The sequence below is a fragment of the Gramella sp. MT6 genome, from assembly GCF_019357415.1.
Taxonomy (GTDB): Bacteria; Bacteroidota; Bacteroidia; order Flavobacteriales; family Flavobacteriaceae; genus Christiangramia.
On the sequence record NZ_CP048410.1, the window covers coordinates 1,710,782 to 1,731,638 of the forward strand.

Here is a 20,857-nt window from a genome sequence, read left to right on the forward strand (position 1 = left end):
AAATATTAAAATAATTTTTAATATGCGGAGTTAAATTAAGAAACATCTTAACAATTAAATCCAAAGGCCTTAAGTTTGCTGAGTAACAACTCCTTGGGCGGTCTAAATGTATAAAAAAAATATATATGTTAATAAATTTCAGGTGTGTCATCGGTATTTTTTTGCTTTTCACAGTCAATTCTATGGCACAGCAAACCTTAAATGATGCTGAAAAACTCCTCAATAGTGGGGAAATTGTGGATGCGAAAAATATTTTCCTGAAGCACGATAATAAACCTCTTGCTACAGAGCGTTTAGGCGATATTGCTAGTTTTAATAAAGACTGGGATGAGGCTATTTCTTATTACGAGACTTTGGTAAAAAAACATCCTGAGAATGCCATGTATAATTTTAAACTGGGAGGTGCTATGGGAATGAAGGCTTACTATGGGTCTAAATTCCAGGCAGCTATATTACTTGGTGATGTGAAAAAATATTTAAGGAAGGCGGCTGATCTTGATCCATCTCATAAAGAGACACGTCGAGCACTTGTAGAATTATATATGCAGATTCCTGGCTTTATTGGAGGTAGTAAAACGCTGGCTGAAAGCTATGCCTCAGATCTTGATAGATTAAATGAAGTCGATGCCCTTTTAGCTGACGCTTACATATACAAAATTCAGGAGTACCGTGATCTTGCAAAAAATAAATATGAACAGGCAATAAGAGTTGCAGAAAGGAAACCTGCATTAGTATCTCGTAACTATCTTAATTATGAATTAGGTGAAGCTTCAGCTATTTATGAAATACAATTAGATGCCGGTGAAAAGTTTTTAGAAGACTATATAAAAGATTACGGCTATAAAGATCTAAAGTCTCCGGCTTGGGCTTATTACCGACTTGCACAAATAGAAAGGATTCGGGAAAATCGTCAGGCCGCTTTAGCTCATATTGAAAAATCTCTTTCCATAGATCCAGATTTTGATAAAGCTTTGATCGAAAAACAAAAGATCAAGAGGCTCTAATCCATCCATTCCCGTCTTCAAACTATTATATTTGCACAAAAATTTTCTATGAGAATTCATTTTATTGCCATTGGAGGAAGCGCAATGCATAGTTTAGCAATCGCTCTCATCCAGAAAGGTTATGCGATCACAGGTAGTGATGATGCCATTTTTGAACCTTCCAAATCCAGATTAGAGGAATTTGGAGTCTTACCGGAAAGAATGGGTTGGTTCGAAGAGAATATTACCTCAGATCTTGATGCGGTAATCTTAGGCATGCATGCTAAGGCAGATAATCCCGAATTGCTTAAGTCGAAAGAACTTGGTATTAAAATATATTCCTATCCTGAATTCCTGTTTGAGCAGGCAAAGGATAAGACCAGGGTGGTTATAGGTGGCTCGCATGGAAAAACCAGTATCACTTCTATGATTCTTCATGTGATGCAATATCATGATAAGGAAATTGATTACATGGTAGGAGCAGCTCTAAAAGGAATAGATAACCCGGTTCATCTGACTCAGGAGAATGACTTTATAGTTATTGAAGGAGATGAGTATCTTTCCTCACCAATAGATAGAAGGCCGAAATTCCATTTATATCAACCCAATATTGCATTACTGAGTGGAATTGCCTGGGATCATATTAATGTATTTCCTACTTATGAGAATTATGTGGAACAATTCAGGATCTTTATAGACTCCATCGTGAACGGTGGGATATTGGTATATAATGAAGAAGATCCTGAGGTAAAAAGGCTTGCTGAAGAAACCGAAAACCCTATTAGAAAACATCCTTATCAAACTCCAGAATACCATACTGAAGGAAATCATACGATTCTGGATGTTCCTGAAGGGGAAATGCCGCTAGAAATTTTCGGAAAACACAACCTTAATAATCTGGCGGGAGCCAAGTGGATCTGCCAGCATATGGGCGTAGATGAAGATGATTTTTATGAGGCAATAGCTACTTTTAAGGGTGCTTCAAAGCGACTGGAAAAGTTAGCCGAAAAAAATTCATCGATCATTTTTAAGGATTTTGCCCATAGCCCTTCAAAGGTTGGTGCAACAACCGCCGCCGTGAAAGAGCAATTTTCAGAAAAGAAACTTATAGCTTGTTTAGAACTCCATACTTTTAGTAGTCTGAATTCTGAATTTCTGAAAGAATATAAAAATAGTCTTGATAAAGCTGATGAAGCCCTGGTTTTTTATTCCCCAGAAGCTATCACGGCCAAGAAGCTAGATGCTATTTCTGAAGATCAGATACGGGAAGCGTTTGGGAAGCAGGGCTTAAAGGTGTTTGTAACAGCTGAAGAATTTAAAAAGGAGTTGCTAAGTATAAGGCTTGAAAATGCAGTATTGTTGATGATGAGTAGTGGTAATTATGGTGGGCTTGATATGGAGGAAGTAAAAGCGATGATTTAACCAATTGGTTATCAGTAATTTTTAAGAAAGTTTCAATTCATTGTTTATCTTTAACTCAGGATGAATAATGAAAAAAATAACCTTAGTATAAAAAAGTGGGCCGAGGATGATCGGCCCCGTGAAAAGCTACTTCAAAAGGGGAAACTTAGTTTAAGCGATTCCGAATTAATTGCGATCCTTATAGGTTCAGGAAGTAAAAATGAAAGTGCGGTAGAACTTTCAAAAAAGATTCTGTCCTCCACGCAAAATAATCTGAGTGCTCTGGGGAAACTCTCCATTGCGCAATTATGCAAGTTTAAAGGGATTGGGCCTGCAAAAGCAGTTTCTATTGCTGCGGCTTTAGAATTGGGAAGGAGAAGAAGGCTGGAGGAAGCGCTGGAACTCAAAAAAATTACTTCCAGTAATTCAGTTTTTGAAATTATGCAGCCTATGATTGGTGAATTAGGTCATGAAGAATTCTGGATCATTTACCTTAATAATAGTAATAAAGTAATAGAGCAGTTTCAAATAAGCAAGGGTGGAATAACCGGAACTTTAGTAGATGTTCGTATTACCTTGAAAAAGGCACTTGAGGTTGGTGCGGTTTCTCTTATTCTGGTGCATAATCACCCCTCGGGAAATCTAAAGGCCAGTGAAGCAGATAAACAGCTGACCAATAAATTGAAAACTGCTGCCGAAAGTCTCGATATCAAAGTACTTGACCATATTATTGTAACCGAAAAATCATACCTTAGCTTTGCCGACGAAGGTATGCTTTAAGACCCTTTTAATGTTATTGATCTATACCCAGAAAATCACCCCAAGGATTATATATGTGTTCAAGCATATTTGTACTCATATCCTGGGGATTCCAATTAAATTCACTTCTAAAATTGAGGAATTTATCGCTCACGATGGTGCTAAACTATCGTATGGCAGACAGGCTTTGGGAAATGAATTTTTTATTCAGAATGTAGACCTTTTGATAGAGCAGGGTTTTTCTGAACTTGAAATAAAAGTACAGCCCTGGGATGATACTATTTGCTTTTTTCCGTTACCGGAAGCCAGTGATCTTCCCTTTGATATTTTCGCAGCCTCTTTTTATTTATTGAGCAGGTACGAGGAATATCTTCCACATGTTAAAGATGAAGAAGGAAGGTTCCCAGCTTCAGAAAGTCTGGCCTCCCAGGAAAGTTTTTTACACAAACCCGTGGTAGATATCTGGGCTATAAAGTTCCGGGAAATTCTTTTAAATCGTTTTCCTAAGCTCGAATATTCTGATAGAAAATATAAAGTAGGAACTATTGTAGCTTCAGAAAATACTTTCATTTTTAAGAATAAGGGCTTCTTAAGAAGTTTTGTGGGGATGTTTTCAGACCTTTTTCAGTTTCAGCTGGGTAAAGTTATAGACAGGCTGCAGGTTTGGATAAGGATCAAGGATGATCCTCACGATATTTTCGAGGATCTTATAGATTTGATCAAACAGCATAAAATATATATGTTGTTCATGTTTCAGCTAAGTGACTTCTCCCTTTACGACCGTAATATAAGTCATAATAGAATTCCTCATCGTGCGGTTATAAAATCTGTGGCAGATTACGCAAAAGTTGGTCTGCTTATGGGGTATTATGCAATGGAGAATATTAAAAGCTTGCGTAAGGAAAAGTTAAGGATGGAGGAGATCATTCATATTCCTGTTGAAAACGTGATGAACTCTAAATATAATCTGCGGTTACCAGATCAATATAATAATTTAACCGAACTGGAAATAAATAATGATCATTCTATGGGATATCCCGATGTGCCCGGTTTTAGAGCCGGTACGTGTACCCCATACTTGTTCTATGATATCAATATGGAAGTAACTACCCCGCTCAAAGTTCATCCATATGCTTTTAATTCTGCGGTTGCAGAAGATATGACAAAGACTAAACTTAAGGAGGATCTAGCACGAATGTTGTTAGAGGTTAAAGAGGTAAAAGGAATGTTTCGCGGAGTATTTAGAAACCAGGATTTTTCAAATTACTCGAATAAAGAGTATTACTATTCACTTTTAAAGCAGATTCATGAAATTGGATAATATAGAACACGTTTTTTTTGATCTGGACCATACTCTATGGGATTTTGACAAGAATTCTGAACTGGCTTTCAGGGAAATTTTTGAAAAGCAAAAGATCACTATAAATATTGAAGAATTCCTGGAGGTTTATAAACCTATTAATTTCAAATATTGGGAGCTTTACAGGAATAATTCGGTGAGTAAGGTGGATCTTCGCTTTGGAAGGTTAAAGGAAAGCTTCGATTCCTTAAAATTTCAAACCCAGGATACTACTATTAATCTTATAGCCGATGATTATATTGAATACCTCCCAAAAAATAATCACTTATTGGATGGAAGCCTCGAGCTTTTAAATAATTTAAAGGACAGGTATAGATTGCATATTATCACTAATGGATTTGAAGAGGTTCAGGAAAGAAAAATGAGAGGCTCGGGTATTCATGAATTTTTTGAGACTATTACTACTTCTGAAGAGGCTGGAGTAAAAAAACCACATCCACAGATATTTCAAATCGCTGTAAACAAGAGTGGGGCAGAAGTCTCGAAATCTGTGATGATAGGTGATAATTTGGAGGCAGATATTATAGGAGCTCACAACTTTGGATTACAGGTTATTCATCTAAATTCTCATGACCAAAGTATTCAGAGTCAGTACCCTCAGGTTCAAAAGTTAAATGAACTTCTAAATTATTTATAGTAACAGGGATTAGGTATTTTCGTGCGCAAATAAAAAAGTTAGGTGTCGCATTTAAGATTTATAAAAAAAATTATACCAGGAATCATTTTTGGATTCCTCCTAACTTCATGTTTTAAAGATGTCGATTTTGGGCAGGCAGAGAATATTGCTCTGGAGCCAGATCTTGAGGTCGATCTTTTATTCTATCAATTGAACGAGACAGATTTTCTTGATTCAGAAACCGGTCAATTTACTCCAGTTATACGTGATACTGTAAGGCTTGAATTTCTAGATGATGACTATATCCAGGATGGCTTGATGTATGCGGCGCTAAGATTCAGGCATGAAAATAGGTTTCCGTATGAGATTAAAAGCAACATAAGATTTTTAAGGGAGAATAATAGAAACCAGTTCAATGTGGCCTATATAATTCCGGCAGGATCTGAAACTTCATCCTCAGTAGTAGATACTACTCATGTACTGCAGGGAAATGATATAGTTGATATACGCCGTTCTATTAAAATGGTGATTGAATTAGAAGTGAAAGGGGCCAATGAAAGCCTGGAAGGCGAATTAGATTTTATGTCAAAAGGACTGTTCAGGTTTGAATTTTAATATGCAGAGAATTTTACTGGTCATTATGATATTTTGTACCATTATTTGTAGTGGGCAAAATAGGCCACTCCTATATAATGTAGATGATCTGCCTCAGTCTTTGCTTCAAAATCCCGGCGCTCGAATAGATTTTACCAGGCATGTAGGAATACCATTTTTTTCTCAGATCCATTTATCTGCGGGCTCAACAGGTGTTACCGCTTATGATGTCTTTGCTGATGATGGTTCAGATGTAAACGATCGCGTTAGGAATATTATGCAGGATATTACCGCTGGGGATTATTTTTCTGTCAACCAGCAAATTGAAATTCTTTCTTTAGGCTGGAAAGTTGGCGATAGAGGTTACTTCTCCACTGGGATTTACCAGGAGTTAGATGTTTTTGCCTATTTTCCTAAAGATCCGGCTATATTGGCATTTGAAGGTAATGCCGATTATATTGGGCAGGATTTTGATTTTTCTGATGCTAATTTTACGGGAGAAATTTTAACGGTTTACCACGCTGGTTTCAACTATAAAGTAGATGCAAAACTAACAGTTGGAGGAAGGTTGAAATTATACTCAGGAATCTTTAATGCTGAAAGTATCGATAACGAAGGTGTTTTCAGGACCATAGAGACACCTGGAGGCCCCAATTTTTATCGCCATGAGGTAAGTGGCCTCAATGTAAGGGTGAACACTTCTGGTTATGCCTCCTTGAAGGATGAAGAGGATATGACAGTGGATAAGGCGGTAGCAGAATTACTAAGTAGATCAATGTTCGGGCAGAACGCCGGAGTAGGATTTGATCTTGGTTTTAATTACAGAGTGACAGATCAATTTTCTGTAAACGCATCGGTACAGGACCTTGGCTTGATGTTTCATCAGAAAGATGTTGAGAACTATAATTATTTTGGATCTTTTCAAACTAATGGATTGGAGCCATTATTTCCTGAATTGGACGGTAATGAACCTACGATCCCGTACTGGGAAATTTTTGAAGAGAGAGTTGATATTAGTTTACAGGATGAGACAACTAATAACGGATATACAACCTGGAGGCCGTTAAAGTATAATGCCTCATTTCAATTCGGTACCGGCAAATCCATACTTCCCTGTGATTATTTGATCAGTAAGAAGCCAAGATTTATGAATTTGTTCGGAATGCTTATTTCAGGGGTTAACCGGCCTAAAGGGCCTACTTATGGAGTCACCGCCTACTGGGATAGAAAAGTTACTGATAATTTAAGATTTCGTCTCGCTTATGCTGTAGATGAATACAGTTTGACCAAGTTGGGATTTATGGTATCTTCAAGATTTAAAAATTTTAATATTTATCTTGCGGCTAACGATATAATTGGATATACTAATTTAGCGAAAGCTAACAGCGCTTCCCTGCAATTCGGGATGCAATTTATTTTTAAAGATTTATGAAAAAGTTACTAATAGCATTATTCATTTTTGGTGGAGTTTTCACTTCATCAGCACAAAATATTAATGAATATAAATATATTCTAATTCCTGAAACCTTTGAATTCACTGGTGAGGTGAACCAATATCAATTGAATTCCCTGTTCAAATTCTTATTTGAGCAGGAAGGTTTTAATACGGTTATGAAGTCTGCAGATAAGCCACAAGACCTGGCTGTAAATTCCTGTCTAGGTTTAAAGGCCAATCTTAAAAATAATTCTGGATTGTTTGTGACCAAATTGGTAATAGAATTAGAAGATTGCCAGGGAAAGGTAGTTTTTAAAAGCAAGGAGGGTAGGAGTAGAGAGAAAGATTTCAAGTTAGCTTACCATGAAGCCTTAAAAGATGCTTTTACCTCAGTAGAAGAATTGGATTACGAATATGTTCCGGGGGAAACTTCTGTGGTCAATAATTCTAATGAAATGAATTCAGCAAAAGAGACGGTGAAAGTTACTTTAGGTGCTGAAGTTGCCGCAAACCCGGTTAATACAGATACAGTTGCGGAAGAAAATATCGAAACAACCACGCCAGCACCAAAGACTGGTTCTGAAATGAAATATCTAAATGCCGGGAAAACTTTTTTTCTGAAGAAAACTTCTCAGGGTTATAATTTGTTTCAGGAAGGATCTACCGAACCAATCGCAATTCTATTAGAATCTGAAGGTGGAAAAAGCTTCATATATAACTCCTTAACAAAACAAGGGATTGGTTATTTTGACGCGGAGAACAACCTGATGGTTGAATATTTTGATCGTGAAAAAAATAATAAGGTTACCCTGAAATATGAAGTAATGGATTAATATCCATATTTCTTCTGCCAGCGTTTTCTTAAAAATTCTCTTTGGGCATTTTCCCGTTGGTTATTGCCAGGATTATAGAGCGTGGTATTCTTAATTTCATCTGGCAAAAATTCCGCAGCGACGAAATTGCCTTCATGAGTATGGGCATATTTATAGTCTTTTCCATAACCAATGTCCTTCATAAGTTTAGTTGGAGCATTCCTGATTGAAAGAGGAACAGACAGGTTGCCAGTTTTTTTAACCAGACGCTGGGCTTCATTTATCGCCATATATGCTGCATTGCTTTTTGGAGATGTAGCCAGATAGGTTACGCATTGGCTTAGAATTATTCTCGCTTCAGGATATCCAATCGTATTTACAGCCTGGAACGAGTTGTTGGCAATCACAAGGGCCGTTGGGTTGGCATTTCCAATGTCTTCACTAGCCAGGATAAGTAGCCTTCTGGCAATGAATTTCACGTCTTCACCGCCTTCGATCATCCGGGCAAGCCAGTATACTGCTGCGTTTGGATCACTTCCCCTAATAGATTTAATAAAGGCAGAGATAATATCATAATGCTGTTCACCTGTTTTGTCGTAAAGCACAGTATTTTGCTGAACTTTGGAAAGTACGAGGTCATTAGTGATTTCTACATTTTTATCTGCTGAGGTAACTAATAGCTCAAAAATATTTAAAAGTTTTCTTGCATCTCCGGCGCTCAATCTAAGCAGAGCTTCGGTTTCCTTTAATTTTACATTTTTAGCGGCAATGATCTTGTCCTCTTTCATAGCTCTTTCCAACAAAGCTACGAGGTCATCCTTAGAAAAAGGTTTAAGAATATACACCTGGCACCTTGAAAGAAGTGCGGAGATCACCTCAAAACTTGGGTTTTCGGTTGTTGCGCCAATAAGGGTCACCCATCCTTTCTCGACCGCTCCCAATAAAGAATCCTGCTGTGATTTACTAAATCTATGAATTTCATCGATAAAAAGAATTGGGCTCTTTGTGGTAAAAAGGCCTTCACTCTTTTTAGCTTTCTCGATGACTTCCCTAACATCCTTTACACCACTGCTAATGGCGCTAAGTGTAAAGAATGGTCTTCCAGATTCTGTAGCAATAATATTGGCAAGGGTAGTCTTCCCTACGCCAGGAGGGCCCCAAAAGATCATAGAAGGGATCATCCCCTGTTGGATCTGCTGTCTTAAAGCTCCATTTTCGCCTATTAAGTGCGATTGACTTAGGTAATCATCTAAGGTTTTTGGTCGGAGTCTCTCAGCAAGAGGTTGATTCATAGCAATTAGTTATGTGACAGTTTTTCATCCATTAAAGTTTGGATGCTTTTTTGTAATATTAATTAAAATTGAAGAAAGTTTGAAAGCATCCGGCCCTTTTGTTTTTACTAGTGGAACCATAGGATATCCTCTTTTATTTGTTCTTTTGATCTGGATTGTTTTCTGGGTTGAGGTAAGGTTTGGTGTTAGTTTCAACAGTTATGGAGTTAGGCCCGGTGAACTGGTAGGTCTACGCGGGATTTTGTTCTCTCCTTTTATACATTCAGATATAGAACATCTCTTCAATAATACTATCCCGCTTTTTATTTTGTCATTGGCCCTGTTCTATTTTTACAGACCTATTAGCTGGAAGGTTCTGCTCATTGGTCTCGTCGCTTCGGGAATACTTACATGGCTTATTGGCAGGCCGGCAAACCACATTGGTGCCAGTGGAATTATTTATTTACTTGCCTCTTTTTTATTTTTCAAGGGAATATTTTCAAAATATTACAGGTTGGTAGCCTTATCCCTTATTGTGGTTTTTATTTACGGAGGATTGGTATGGTATGTTACGCCAATAGATCCAACCATTTCATGGGAGGGACATCTGGCAGGTTTGATCAGCGGCTTCAGTTTGTCTTTGATTTTTAAACAGAATATAGTTGAACCACCAAAATATCATTGGGAGAACCCTGAATATTCTGAAGAGGACGATCCTTTTATGAAGCATTTTGATGAAAATGGTAATTTCATAGAGAATTTACCCGAAGAGGAATCAAACGCTGATGATGTAGAGTATAATTATATTTACAGAGAAAAGAAAAAAGATAATTAAAAACCACCCGAAGGTGGTTTTCTTTATTTGATCAGAGTCTAGTTTGTTGGGAATGCCCAAATATCATCATCCAGTAAATGCCCGCCCTGGGCCTGAATGGCTGCATTGTAATTTTCCAAATTAGCCTGGCGTTCAGAAATTGGATAAAGGAATCTTCTAGGGATGATGCCCGATGGATTAACATTGGGAACTGCGTCTGGATTAGGTGTTAATTCCGGATAACCAGTTCTCCTGTGGTCAACCCAGGACTCTAATGGTGCATTTCCATATAGAGCAACCCACTTTTCATTAATAATCGTCCGGATCTTTTCTTCTTCTGAGCCAGATAATGAGAGACCGTTAACATATGCACTGATTTCGCTTCCTTCTACGCCTACATATTCCATATTTGCAGTTACGGCTTCTTTAAGTGCAGCTTCCGCATCTGCATCAGATCCTCCAGTTCTTACTATAGCTTCTGCTTCAATGAATTTTACTTCCCAATATGAAATTAATGGTGTTGGTGAATCTGCCTGTCCCCAGAATAATCCTTCCACACCGGCAAAATCGACACCATCTGAAGTATATTTAGGTAATCTTGGATCATCCTGACTTGTCATTTCGTTCACTAAAACTTCTGAAATTCCTAAAGTACTGGGCCTGTCATTGTTAAACAGGTAAAACGGGTTTGCATTTTGAGCCGGAGTACTGTAAATAAAATCAGGTTGTTCCGCAGTGCTTGAAAATGCTTGCTGAACTTCAGTAAGCGCATTTTGAGCTGCAGAAACCCCGTTTACAGAGGTTAAATGAAGATAATATCGGGCCTTCAGCGCGTGAGCAACTCCTTCCCAGTCGATATTATCAGTACTTCCAGCACCGGCAAATTCGCCAATTCCGGCAGCTACACCTTCATCTATAGCTTGAGTTAATAGTGACTGGATCTCTGCATAGATCGACTCCTGAGTATCATAGGTTGGATTTAAATTTCCTTCATCTCCTACAAAAGCATCAGTATAGGGAATATCGCCCCATGAACTAGTGGCGACACCTAAATTTGCTGCCATATATAACTTAGCTAAAGCGCTAATTTCTCCTTCATTATTTCGAATAATAACAAAGGCATCTTTCATAGAGCCTGCTCCATAAAGTCCAAAATCCCATAGATCATCAACATCATCTTCACCAATATTATATTGATCATATGCTATCTGCTGAGCATCTAACCCATCAAAATGTTGAACAAGAATACCAGCGATACGGCCGCCCAAAGCGACAGAGTTTCTATGCGTTTGAGCAATCATACCCGGATAAATGGCGCCTGCATTTACCAATTCTGATGACGGATTATCTGGGTCTATATTCGCATCGGTAATTTCACAAGAAGTAGAAAAACCGATCAATGCTATCCAGAGTAATATTTTTATAGTTTTCATGTTTTTCTAAAAATTTAATTGAACGTTTAAACCGTAACTTTTTGTATTGGGCTGGTTAAAATAGTCCAGTCCCAGACCGTTACTATCTCCAGTAAGGTTTGTTTCGGGGTCTACACCGGGATAATCTGTTTCTAACCAGAGGTTTCTGCCAAATGCTGAAAATGAAATTCCTTCAATGAAAGAATTTTCAAATAATTTCTCTGGAAGGGAATAGGTTAATGTTACTTCTCTGAGTCTCACCCAGGAACCATCATAAACATTTCCTTCATCAACATCCCCAAAACCATATCTTCTCCAATAGTTATTGTTTTCGCTGATAGATACATCTGAATATGGTACCACCTGGGTGTTAGGCTGCCCTGTAGACTGCACGACACCTTCAAAAACTGTGGTTTGATCTCTTAGCAATGTTTCGTCTGAAATCCCGAAATAGTCCAGAATACCACACGTTCCACACCAGATATCACCTCCCTGACGAATGTCTATCAGGAATGATAACGCAATATTTTTATATGTAAACTGGTTGCTAATTCCAGCAAGCCAGTCTGGGATAGGATCTCCTATCACTCCGGCTGTATCGGCCAGTAGTGGATAACCGTCGTCGTCAATTAAGATATCTCCTGCATCATTCCTGGCATATCGTCCTCCAAAAAGAGCCCCATAGGATTCACCTACTACGGCTCGAGAGCTAGTGCCTGAGAATCCGTTTAATGTTACAGATTCAACGCCTTCGACCAATTCTTCAACGACATTTTCATAAGTAGTCCAGTTTGCACTTATGTTCCATTCAAAATCTTCTGTTCTTATAGGTGTTCCACTTAAGCTTACTTCATAACCGGTGTTTGTTACCAAACCTACGTTCGCATACCTGTCCACAAAACCGGAAGAAGGCGCAGCATCAACAAAGATGATCTGGTCTTCGGTTTCCTTATCGTAGTAAGCAAAATCAAACTTCAGTCTGCTTTCGAACATCGAGAGTTCAATACCAACTTCAAATTCTGTGGTTTTTTCAGGTGTTAATGTAGGATTACCTGCTCTTGATGATCTCTCAAATGAGGTTGCGTCATAGGCAGGAAAAGTAACACTTTGTATAAAGCCATCCCCACTAACCGAGGTTCCTCCAAAATTTGTGATAGTCGCATAAACCGGAGCATCGTTACCGGCGCTACCCCATGCACCACGTATCTTACCATAATTAAGAACATCACTATCCATAAGCTCTGTAAATACAAAACTACCTCCAATAGAATAGGATTGGAAAGTGTTGTCGCCTACAGGTAGGGTAGAAGACCAGTCGTTTCTAAAGGAAGGTGTTATGAAGATCATATTATCATAACTCAAAGTTGCAGTTGCGAAAACACCAATAAGCTCCCTCCTTGTAGAAAGTTCCTGCGCCTGGGTAGTGCTTACGTTAGAAAGGTTGAAGAATCCAGGTATGGTCATCCCGTCACCAATTACGGTTTGACGGTTGGTTTTGTTGTAGTATCCATCATAACCTATGTTGGCATCTACTCCAAGTTTATCATTGAAGTTATAAAGAGCATTAAAAATACCACTCCAGTTCACGTCCTGGTTTGCAATTACATCGTTTATAACCCGTCCGTTACCGAAAGAAGCATCAAGAATATCGAAGCCTATCTTTCGGGTATCTGTATATCTGTCTATAGAACCCGATCCCTTAAAGCTTAACCAATCTGTAATATCATAGGTCAAACCTAATTTACCGATGGTCCTGTTAACATCATCCAGGTTAATATTTCTAGCCACCGCAAAGTAGGGGCTGTTATAAATACCGTCCCTGTAACTTCTATGTCCGGGTAATTCAGAACCAGGAATATTGTAGAAATATGAGTCGGGATCATCGGCAGCAGCCTGTCCTTCTTTGCCATTACCCATATCGAAGGTGGGTGTATTACGAAGAAGACCTAACATTACTCCTGAAATGTTAGAACCTCTTTGCACCCTGTTACCGCCGGAGTTGGTGTACTGGGCAGAACCATCCAGGGTTAGGTTATCTGTAAGATCTGCCCTGAGGTCTACCCTGAAAGTTTTTCGTTCAAATAATTCATTTGGAGAAATCCCCTGCTGATTCAATTTACCTATAGAGGCCCGGTAATTCACTTTCTCCGTTCCCCCGCTTATTCCTAAGCTAATGTCAGTTGTAATTCCTGTCCTGAAAAATCCATATCGGTCATAGGCCCTGGCTGGCATGCCATTACCAGTACCTTCAGGTACCAGGCGTCCATTTCTGTCAAATGGGTAGTCTGTTGCACCATCAAATTCAAGGTCAGAGATAAGCGGACCCCAGGAATCTCCTTCCAAAGTCTCAGGTCCCTGGTACTGCAATTCACCTTCAAAATGCCTACCCTGAGCATATAGTTCCTGAGTTTCGGGAACTTTATTGTATTCAGCAAATGAAGTAGTGGTGTTAAGAGAAACCCTGGTCTTACCGGCTTTTCCTTTTTTAGTAGTAATTAAAACAACTCCATTTGCCGCGCGTAAACCATATAACGTTTGAGCTGCTATACCCTTAAGGATAGAAATAGAGGCGATATCATTCGAGTTAATATCTATCGCTCTGTTCGAGAAATCACTACCTCCCAGACTGGAGTTGTTGTTTGTTTGTGTTGGATCTTCTGAAAATGAAGAGTTGTCTATTGGAACTCCATCCACTACAAAAAGAGGGGAATTAGACCTGGTTATAGAAGTATTCCCACGAACCCTGATATTGGCCGAAGCTCCTACTGATCCAGAAGATGATGTTACTTGAACACCAGACGCTTTTGAGCTTAATGCCGAAACAAGGTTGGTTTCACGTGATTTCTGAACATCATCTGCCTCGACAGATTCCAGTGCATAACTCAATGAACGAGGTTTTGCTCTAATTCCCTGAGCGGTTATCACTACTTCTTCTAATTCGGCTGAATCTGGTCCCAGGTTAACATCAATTGTAGTCTGATTGCCTACGGGGACCTCCTGAGTCTCTTTTCCAACAAATGAGAAAACCAATATATCTCCCTCATTTGCGTTGATCGAATACTTACCGTCGAAATCTGTTTGCGTACCGGTGTATGAATCCTTGATGATGACATTCACGCCTGGAAGAGGTAAGCCGTCTTCACCGGTAACAGTACCACTAATTGTTTTTTCCTGGCCGTAAGAACTAAGGCTAAAGAGGATAAAAAACAATACCATGGTAATGCGTGGTAATTTTTTTTCCATTTTTGATTAATTTATGTTTAACACATAAAATTGTCTAAAAAATGTTAATGATTTACCGGAATTGTGTTAAAATAGCGCAGAAATGATCTGTATGTATTTAATAGTGAGGTGAATAGCTAATAAAATATGATGAATCGAAAGAGTCTTGAAAATCCTAGTTCAAAAATGGATTATCAGATATTTGTAGGAAATGGATTATTTTCAGCTCGTAAATCAAACTTTATTAGTCACGATGCCTAAACAATTGTTAACCTAATTTAGTCAGTATCTATAAAATCTCTGTCACTTGAACAGTGTTATAATCTTTGCCTTACCACTTCGTATAAAAATGCACCACAAGCGACAGATACATTAAGTGATGCTATGCTGCCAAGCATTGGTAATTTGGCTCTAAAATCTGCTGATTTCAGTATTGAGTTAGAAACACCTTTTTCCTCATTACCCATGATGATGGCAATAGGTTGTTTTAGATATAGATCGTAAATAACATCATCGGTTTTCTCTGTGGCCGCAACAGTTTTGATATCGTAGGTCTGTAAATGGAAAATAGCATCCTTTATATGATTTACCTTGCAGATCGGAATTTTGAAAACGGCACCAGCAGATGTTTTAACCGCATCTGCGTTGATTGGCGCAGAACCTTTTTCTGGAATGATAATTCCAGTTACTCCGCAGCATTCTGCAGTCCTTATAATAGCTCCGAAATTTCTTACATCTGTTAGGCCATCTAGTAATAGAAAGAGTGGAGTAGTGGTTAAATTATGAGAATCTTCAACAAGTTTCTCCAAACTTACAAAACTCACCGGGGAGATATTTGCAACGACCCCCTGATGATTACCCTTAATAAGTTTGTTTAGTTTTTCAACAGGAACATATGAAACGGTGAAATTACCCTTGTTTAGGTAACGGTTTAATTCCTGGAATAACGAGCCGGAAAGGCCTTTCTGAATAAAGATCTTTTCTATTGCCTTACCGCTTTCGATGGCTTCGATTACTGTTCTAATTCCAAAAATTCGAGTAGTTTCTTTCATAGCGGCAAAGTTAACATTAATAATATTTCTCTCTTCGGCTTTTTATAAATAAAAAAACCACCCGGTTAAGGGTGGTTTAATCAAATTAATCAAAGATCAATTTATTCTTCTTCGTCCAAGCAACCAACGTAAGTTGACTGATCTGGAGTAGTAGTATCCCAGAAAATTGGGTTTTGAGTATTATCACCTCCAATTGCAGTCGATGCATCGATGTAATTGGCGTTGTTAAGGTTTTGCTCATCTACAGGATATGTATATCTGTAAGGTACTAGATTACAGTATTCCTGTGGAATTCTAAGTGCTGGCTCATCATATAATCTCCAAACAGACCATCCCTGGAATGGGTTGTCATACATGGCGATCCAGTACTGAGTTGCAAGTTGTTCTGTTGAACCATCATATGCAACCTCTGGCTGAGAAAGGTAAGCAGCAGCTTCGTCAGCTGAAAGTCCCCAGTACGTAATAGAAGCAGTAATTGCATCATTGTAATGAGTCTCAGCATCTCCAGCACCGGCATAACCTAGTTCTGCAGCGTTAGCCAGGTTGAATTCAACTTCAGCATAATCAATTAAAAGACCTTCTCTTGTTGGATCTAAAAATTGATCACCAATGTGAGAGTAAGAACCGTAGTTGTTACTAGCACCATAGATACCACCAATATATCCTTCAACGTTATCATCAAAATAAGCCATTCTTCTTGGATCCTCAAACTGGTTCATATAATCAACCAATGTGTTTGCAGCCAAGAAATCTGAACGACCACTCTGTACTAGATCTTCCCATAGTGGGTTAGTGTTAGGAGTAGTGCTCTGGTATTGAATTGCAGCGATATCATCGTTTGAAGTGAAAACTCCTCCAGCGATAGCTGATTCAACAGCACTTTGTGCAAGACTTGCATTTACATCCTGTAATCTTAGACCCATTCTAAGTTTAAGAGAGTTTGCAAATTTTACCCAAGCATCCATATCACCTCCGTAAATAACGTCAGCAGTTGTGTAACCCTGTCCTGCATTTAGCATAGCAGTTACAGCATCTAGTCTTGAAATTAGATCAGCGTAAATAGCGCTATCGTCATCATATTCTGGAAGAGGAAACTCTTCTGCCTGTACTGCCTGAGTGTAAGGTATATCCCCGAAAGAGTCTACCAATACGTGCCAAGCATATACTTCTACCACTTCTATTTGACCTAATCTAGCGTCTTTTTCAGACTGGTCTAATTCAGTGTCCTCCATTACAATCTCCTTAGCATTCTGAAGGTCAAAGATCACATCTCTGTAAAATTCAGACCATACTGCATCTGGGTTCTGTCTTGCAGTGAAATCATAGTTAGGCTCATCAAGATAAGTCGTAGCTGTGAAATACTGGGCTAAGAACCTGTACAACGTTCTGTTCACGTTAGGACTGGCTGTATAATCTCCTATACTTACCGTAGCTGCTGTGAACAAAAAGTCAGAAGCTACTTCAGTAGGGTTTTTCGGATCCCTATTAAGGTCCTCATACTTCTCGTCGCTTTGGCAAGACCAAAGTACCACGAGTGCTGTTATAGCAACAATATATTTTTTCATAGTTAATTTTATTAAAAGTTAAATTTAAGACTAGCACCTATTTCTCTCATAGTTGGGTAAGCACCAGACTGATATCCCTGGATGTTACCAGAACTTAGACCTGCTTCTGGATCAGAGTAAGGAATGTTCTTGTCGATGATCCATAGGTTACGTCCAATTAAAGAGATAGAAGCTCTTGTAAATGGAGTAGCGTCAATGAATTTATCTCCAAAGTTATAGGTAATGTTAGCTTCTCTCAATTTAACATAACCAGCGTCATATACATGACCTTTGTTTGCATTTCTTGCATAACCGTAAGGGTTACCGAAGTAATCTGTTCTAGCTCTTGTAGTGTTAGGAGAAGTGTTAGTTACTTCATAAGTTCCGTCAGGATTGAAAGTAACATCACCCTGTACACCGTCAAGGATCACACCACCACCATTTTCGATAGTGTTTCTAATTGGGTTACCAAGTTCGTTAGTTCCTACACTGCTTTGGTAAATACCTGTTGCGGTACCGTACCACTGGTCAAGAGAGAAAAGATCTCCACCTTTCTGAACATCGATAAGGAATCCTAAAGATAGATTCTTGTATGCGAAAGTGTTCTGAACACCACCAGTCCAATCTGGCTGAATGTTACCAATGATATAGTTAGCGTTAGGAGTTCTTTGGTAGTAACCAGCAGAAGTAATTAATCTGTTACCCTGGTCATCATATACGTAATCTGTACCTCTAATCGCTCCATAAGGTTGTCCTGGTGCAGCGTTGATAGAGATACCACCTTGTACACTCGCCAACTGTAGGTTGTCAATACCATCTGTTAATTCAAGAACTGTGTTCTCGTTTTTCGCCCAGTTCACGTTAATGTTCCAGTTGAAATCTTCAGTTCTAATTGGGTTAAGGTTTAAAGAAACTTCAATACCCTTGTTTTCGATAGTACCTGCGTTAAGGAGTTTAGATGTAAATCCTGTAGCAGTAGAAACTGGTACTGGAGTAATCTGATCTTCAGTTTGAGAGTTGTAGTAAGATACATCAAAACCTACTCTTCTGTCGAAGAAGTTAGCCTCTAAACCAAATTCGTAAGACTTCATACGCTCTGGCTTCAATGCTGGGTTGTTTAAGCTACTGTTGTTACTAGCTACACCTGCTCCACCAAATGGTGCGAAAATTGTATATGTATTAAATACATTGTAAGGATCTGTATCGTTACCTACTTCAGCATAGTTAGCTCTTAATTTAGCAAAAGATAACCAGTCTCCATCGATAATGTTCGATAGGATAACACTTGAAGAGATAGAAGGATAATAGAATACGTTATTGTTGTCTTCGATAGGAAGAGTAGAAGAACGGTCTCTACGGATAGTTCCTTCCAGGTAATAAGTATTTAAATACCCTACACCTGCTCTGGCATAGATACCATCAAGCATTCTTACCATTTCGTATTCTGTTGGAGGATTGATCGGGCTGGCACTGTTGCTTAATGCATAGAAACCAGGAGCGTTTAATCCACCGTTTGTTTGAGCGTAAATGCTGTTTTGTTCGTTTCTTCTTAAGTTGAAACCAAGGTTACCATCTACGTTAAGATCTTCAGTAACGTCTTTGTTGAAGTTAAGGATAAGATCGTAGTTGTATTCTGCAGCTCTGTTATTGAAACGGCTATATTTTGCTACATCAGAACTACCTACGTTAATTCTTTCTTCCTGTAATTCATCAAAAGTATCAAATGTAAATCTACCTAGAAGGCTGAATACATCGTTAAATTCGTAATTAAGGTTTACGTTACCGAAATATCTGTTACGAGTATCTGTCTGAAAGTTTTCGTAAAAAGTAAAGTACGGGTTATCAGAATAGATAGGAGAAAGATCAGAAGGACTGTTCGGGTTCCAGGTGATGTTCTCTCCTGTTGCGAAATAAGCTCTTCTTTGCTCCTGGAAGTCAACGTTGGTTTGGAACCATTGTCTGAACTGTTGCATTACGTTCAATGAACTATATCCAGTTCCGTAACGTCCTTTACCATCAGTCTTAGTATAAGTGATGTTTGCTTGAGCACTGAATTTGTCAGTGAATTCGTGAGAACCACTGAATTTAAGAGTGTTTCTCTTTATCAATGAGTTAGGTAAGTTACCTTGTTGGTTCAGGTGAGTTCCACTTATTCTGAAAGTACTCTTGTCTGTTCCACCGTCTAAAGCTACCGAGTTGATAGAAGTATAACCAGTTTCCCAGATTGTGTTAGGGTCATTTTCTCCTGCAGTCCAAGGCGTAGCTTGTTGGTATGTATCTAATTGTGGATAAATAGAGTTCCACTGATAGATCATTCTGTTAGGATCGAAGGCAGCACCGAAAGATGCATCTTCAGTAAATGGAGTAGCTTCATCTAAGTTACCATCTCCGTCGATATCATAAAGGTTGAAGTAACCATCTTCAGACTCGTAATAAGCACCATAACCAGCACCATATTGTTTCTGGTATTCAGGAAGAGTTTTCATGTCTGGATTACTTACAGTGATAGAAGACTGTACAGATACTCCAATTCCTTTACTCTTAGAACCTTTTTTAGTTTCGATGATGATCGCACCGTTAGCAGCTCTTGCACCATATAATGCAGTTGCGGCAGCACCTTTAAGTACGTTGATAGAGGCAATGTCGTTCGGGTTGATATCCGAAGCAGCGTTACCGTAGTCATAACCACCACGACCAGTTAACTGATCAGAGTCGTTAGTGTTAAGGTTACTTACTGGAGTACCATCAATTACGAAAAGTGCCTGGTTGTTACCAGTTAAAGAAGAGTTACCACGAATTACTACGTTAGTAGATCCACCCATAGTACCGGATTGCTTAATGTTAAGACCGGCTACCTTACCAGATAGAGCGTTTACGAAGTTTTGAGAAGGGTTATCTGAAACAGCTTCCCCTGCAACTTCTTGGGTTGCATAACCAAGTGACTTCTTTTCTCTCTTAATACCTAGGGCGGTAACAACAACTTCTTCTAATTGAGCTGAATCAGCTTCCATTACAACATCAATGTTGTCATTGTTACTTACTGCATACTCAGCAGTTTTTAGACCCACGAAAGAGAAAACTAATACGTCTCCTTGTTGCGCAGTGATGGAATAATTTCCATCAAAATCGGTTTGTGCACCATTAGAGGTGCCTTTTACAACGATGTTAACACCGGGTAGCGGAAGACCGTCAGAGTCTGTCACTGTACCGGTAATCGTTCGTTCTTGTGCAAAGGTCATTTGCACCACAAACGCCAGTAATAGCGTTAAAATACTACTAAACTTTGTTTTCATTTTTAAATTTGTTTGAATTAGCCAGCGCCAAATGTGCTAATAAATGGTTAATTAAACAAGCTTTTGGAATTAAAAATTAGTCTTATTATTAAAGTCTCGTTAATAATCCTGAAAATTGCAAGTAAATTGAAAACTTGCTAAAAGGGGCTTTCGATAATTGCTTAATCAGTAAAAGCGCCTTTTCTTCTCTGCAGATTTTATTGAATAGCTAAATTTCTACTGAGCTTTTGGCATTTTGGAGGAGAATGAATATTTAGGAGCCAGGTAGAAAGTCAAACAAGATTTTGAG

General features: G+C 38.6%; 15 protein-coding genes. 9 read left to right on the top strand and 6 right to left on the bottom strand.

The window, feature by feature from the left end; translation table 11 throughout:
- The first annotated feature begins 182 nt into the window (after positions 1 to 182).
- From G3I01_RS07600 to G3I01_RS07635, 8 genes are read left to right on the top strand one after another with little or no spacing between them, the layout of a single operon-like run.
- Positions 183 to 1,004, top strand: coding sequence for a hypothetical protein (locus G3I01_RS07600; RefSeq protein ID WP_219552480.1), 822 nt, complete (start codon positions 183 to 185; stop codon positions 1,002 to 1,004).
- 48 nt (positions 1,005 to 1,052) lie between these two features.
- Positions 1,053 to 2,405: a Mur ligase family protein gene (locus G3I01_RS07605; RefSeq protein ID WP_219552482.1), complete on the top strand. Its 1,353-nt coding sequence runs from the start codon at positions 1,053 to 1,055 to the stop codon at positions 2,403 to 2,405.
- A gap of 60 nt (positions 2,406 to 2,465) precedes the next feature.
- Positions 2,466 to 3,164, top strand: a complete 699-nt coding sequence (gene radC / locus G3I01_RS07610; protein WP_219552484.1) for a DNA repair protein RadC — start codon at positions 2,466 to 2,468, stop codon at positions 3,162 to 3,164.
- A complete protein-coding gene (locus tag G3I01_RS07615; RefSeq protein WP_257710840.1) occupies positions 3,142 to 4,464 on the top strand; it encodes a polysaccharide deacetylase family protein in 1,323 nt (440 codons plus the stop codon). The genes radC and G3I01_RS07615 overlap by 23 nt, the downstream gene beginning before the upstream one ends.
- Positions 4,451 to 5,140, top strand: a complete 690-nt coding sequence (locus G3I01_RS07620; protein WP_219552486.1) for a YjjG family noncanonical pyrimidine nucleotidase — start codon at positions 4,451 to 4,453, stop codon at positions 5,138 to 5,140. The genes G3I01_RS07615 and G3I01_RS07620 overlap by 14 nt, the downstream gene beginning before the upstream one ends.
- Positions 5,141 to 5,182: 42 nt before the next feature.
- Positions 5,183 to 5,734 carry a hypothetical protein gene (locus tag G3I01_RS07625; protein ID WP_219552488.1) on the top strand — a complete coding sequence of 184 codons (552 nt, stop codon included), beginning with the start codon at positions 5,183 to 5,185 and terminating at the stop codon, positions 5,732 to 5,734.
- Between the two features lies 1 nt (position 5,735).
- Positions 5,736 to 7,145 (top strand): DUF5723 family protein, encoded by a 1,410-nt coding sequence (locus G3I01_RS07630; RefSeq protein ID WP_219552490.1) that lies wholly within the window; start codon positions 5,736 to 5,738, stop codon positions 7,143 to 7,145.
- Positions 7,142 to 7,981: a hypothetical protein gene (locus G3I01_RS07635; RefSeq protein WP_219552492.1), complete on the top strand. Its 840-nt coding sequence runs from the start codon at positions 7,142 to 7,144 to the stop codon at positions 7,979 to 7,981. The genes G3I01_RS07630 and G3I01_RS07635 overlap by 4 nt, the downstream gene beginning before the upstream one ends.
- On the opposite strand, the gene G3I01_RS07640 is transcribed toward G3I01_RS07635, so the two are convergent.
- Complete coding sequence (locus G3I01_RS07640; protein ID WP_219552494.1) at positions 7,978 to 9,252, bottom strand: replication-associated recombination protein A; 1,275 nt, start codon at positions 9,250 to 9,252, stop codon at positions 7,978 to 7,980. The genes G3I01_RS07635 and G3I01_RS07640 overlap by 4 nt on opposite strands.
- Before the next feature lie 79 nt (positions 9,253 to 9,331).
- Between G3I01_RS07640 and G3I01_RS07645 the strand changes: the two genes are divergently transcribed.
- Positions 9,332 to 10,066, top strand: a complete 735-nt coding sequence (locus G3I01_RS07645) for a rhomboid family intramembrane serine protease (protein ID WP_219552496.1) — start codon at positions 9,332 to 9,334, stop codon at positions 10,064 to 10,066.
- Between the two features lie 38 nt (positions 10,067 to 10,104).
- Here the strand turns inward: G3I01_RS07645 and G3I01_RS07650 are convergent, their stop codons facing one another.
- The 5 genes from G3I01_RS07650 to G3I01_RS07670 form a co-directional block, all read right to left on the bottom strand.
- Positions 10,105 to 11,478, bottom strand: coding sequence for a SusD/RagB family nutrient-binding outer membrane lipoprotein (locus G3I01_RS07650; protein WP_219552498.1), 1,374 nt, complete (start codon positions 11,476 to 11,478; stop codon positions 10,105 to 10,107).
- Positions 11,479 to 11,484: 6 nt separating this feature from the next.
- Positions 11,485 to 14,700 (bottom strand): SusC/RagA family TonB-linked outer membrane protein, encoded by a 3,216-nt coding sequence (locus tag G3I01_RS07655; RefSeq protein ID WP_219552500.1) that lies wholly within the window; start codon positions 14,698 to 14,700, stop codon positions 11,485 to 11,487.
- A gap of 296 nt (positions 14,701 to 14,996) precedes the next feature.
- Positions 14,997 to 15,731, bottom strand: coding sequence for a 23S rRNA (guanosine(2251)-2'-O)-methyltransferase RlmB (gene rlmB, locus G3I01_RS07660; RefSeq protein ID WP_219552502.1), 735 nt, complete (start codon positions 15,729 to 15,731; stop codon positions 14,997 to 14,999).
- A 101-nt stretch (positions 15,732 to 15,832) separates the two neighbouring features.
- On the bottom strand, positions 15,833 to 17,296 hold the full coding sequence (locus G3I01_RS07665) for a SusD/RagB family nutrient-binding outer membrane lipoprotein (RefSeq protein WP_219552504.1): 1,464 nt from the start codon (positions 17,294 to 17,296) through the stop codon (positions 15,833 to 15,835).
- A gap of 11 nt (positions 17,297 to 17,307) precedes the next feature.
- Positions 17,308 to 20,568, bottom strand: coding sequence for a SusC/RagA family TonB-linked outer membrane protein (locus G3I01_RS07670; protein WP_219552506.1), 3,261 nt, complete (start codon positions 20,566 to 20,568; stop codon positions 17,308 to 17,310).
- Positions 20,569 to 20,857 lie beyond the last annotated feature (289 nt).

Coding starts and splice junctions, on each gene's coding strand:
- G3I01_RS07600 (WP_219552480.1), top strand. CDS start 183: ATGGCACAGCAAACCTTAAATGATGCTGAAAAACTCCTCAATAGTGGG.
- G3I01_RS07605 (WP_219552482.1), top strand. CDS start 1,053: ATGAGAATTCATTTTATTGCCATTGGAGGAAGCGCAATGCATAGTTTA.
- radC (WP_219552484.1), top strand. CDS start 2,466: ATGAATAATGAAAAAAATAACCTTAGTATAAAAAAGTGGGCCGAGGAT.
- G3I01_RS07620 (WP_219552486.1), top strand. CDS start 4,451: ATGAAATTGGATAATATAGAACACGTTTTTTTTGATCTGGACCATACT.
- G3I01_RS07630 (WP_219552490.1), top strand. CDS start 5,736: ATGCAGAGAATTTTACTGGTCATTATGATATTTTGTACCATTATTTGT.
- G3I01_RS07635 (WP_219552492.1), top strand. CDS start 7,142: ATGAAAAAGTTACTAATAGCATTATTCATTTTTGGTGGAGTTTTCACT.
- G3I01_RS07640 (WP_219552494.1), bottom strand. CDS start 9,252: ATGAATCAACCTCTTGCTGAGAGACTCCGACCAAAAACCTTAGATGAT.
- G3I01_RS07650 (WP_219552498.1), bottom strand. CDS start 11,478: ATGAAAACTATAAAAATATTACTCTGGATAGCATTGATCGGTTTTTCT.
- G3I01_RS07655 (WP_219552500.1), bottom strand. CDS start 14,700: ATGGAAAAAAAATTACCACGCATTACCATGGTATTGTTTTTTATCCTC.
- rlmB (WP_219552502.1), bottom strand. CDS start 15,731: ATGAAAGAAACTACTCGAATTTTTGGAATTAGAACAGTAATCGAAGCC.
- G3I01_RS07665 (WP_219552504.1), bottom strand. CDS start 17,296: ATGAAAAAATATATTGTTGCTATAACAGCACTCGTGGTACTTTGGTCT.
- G3I01_RS07670 (WP_219552506.1), bottom strand. CDS start 20,568: ATGAAAACAAAGTTTAGTAGTATTTTAACGCTATTACTGGCGTTTGTG.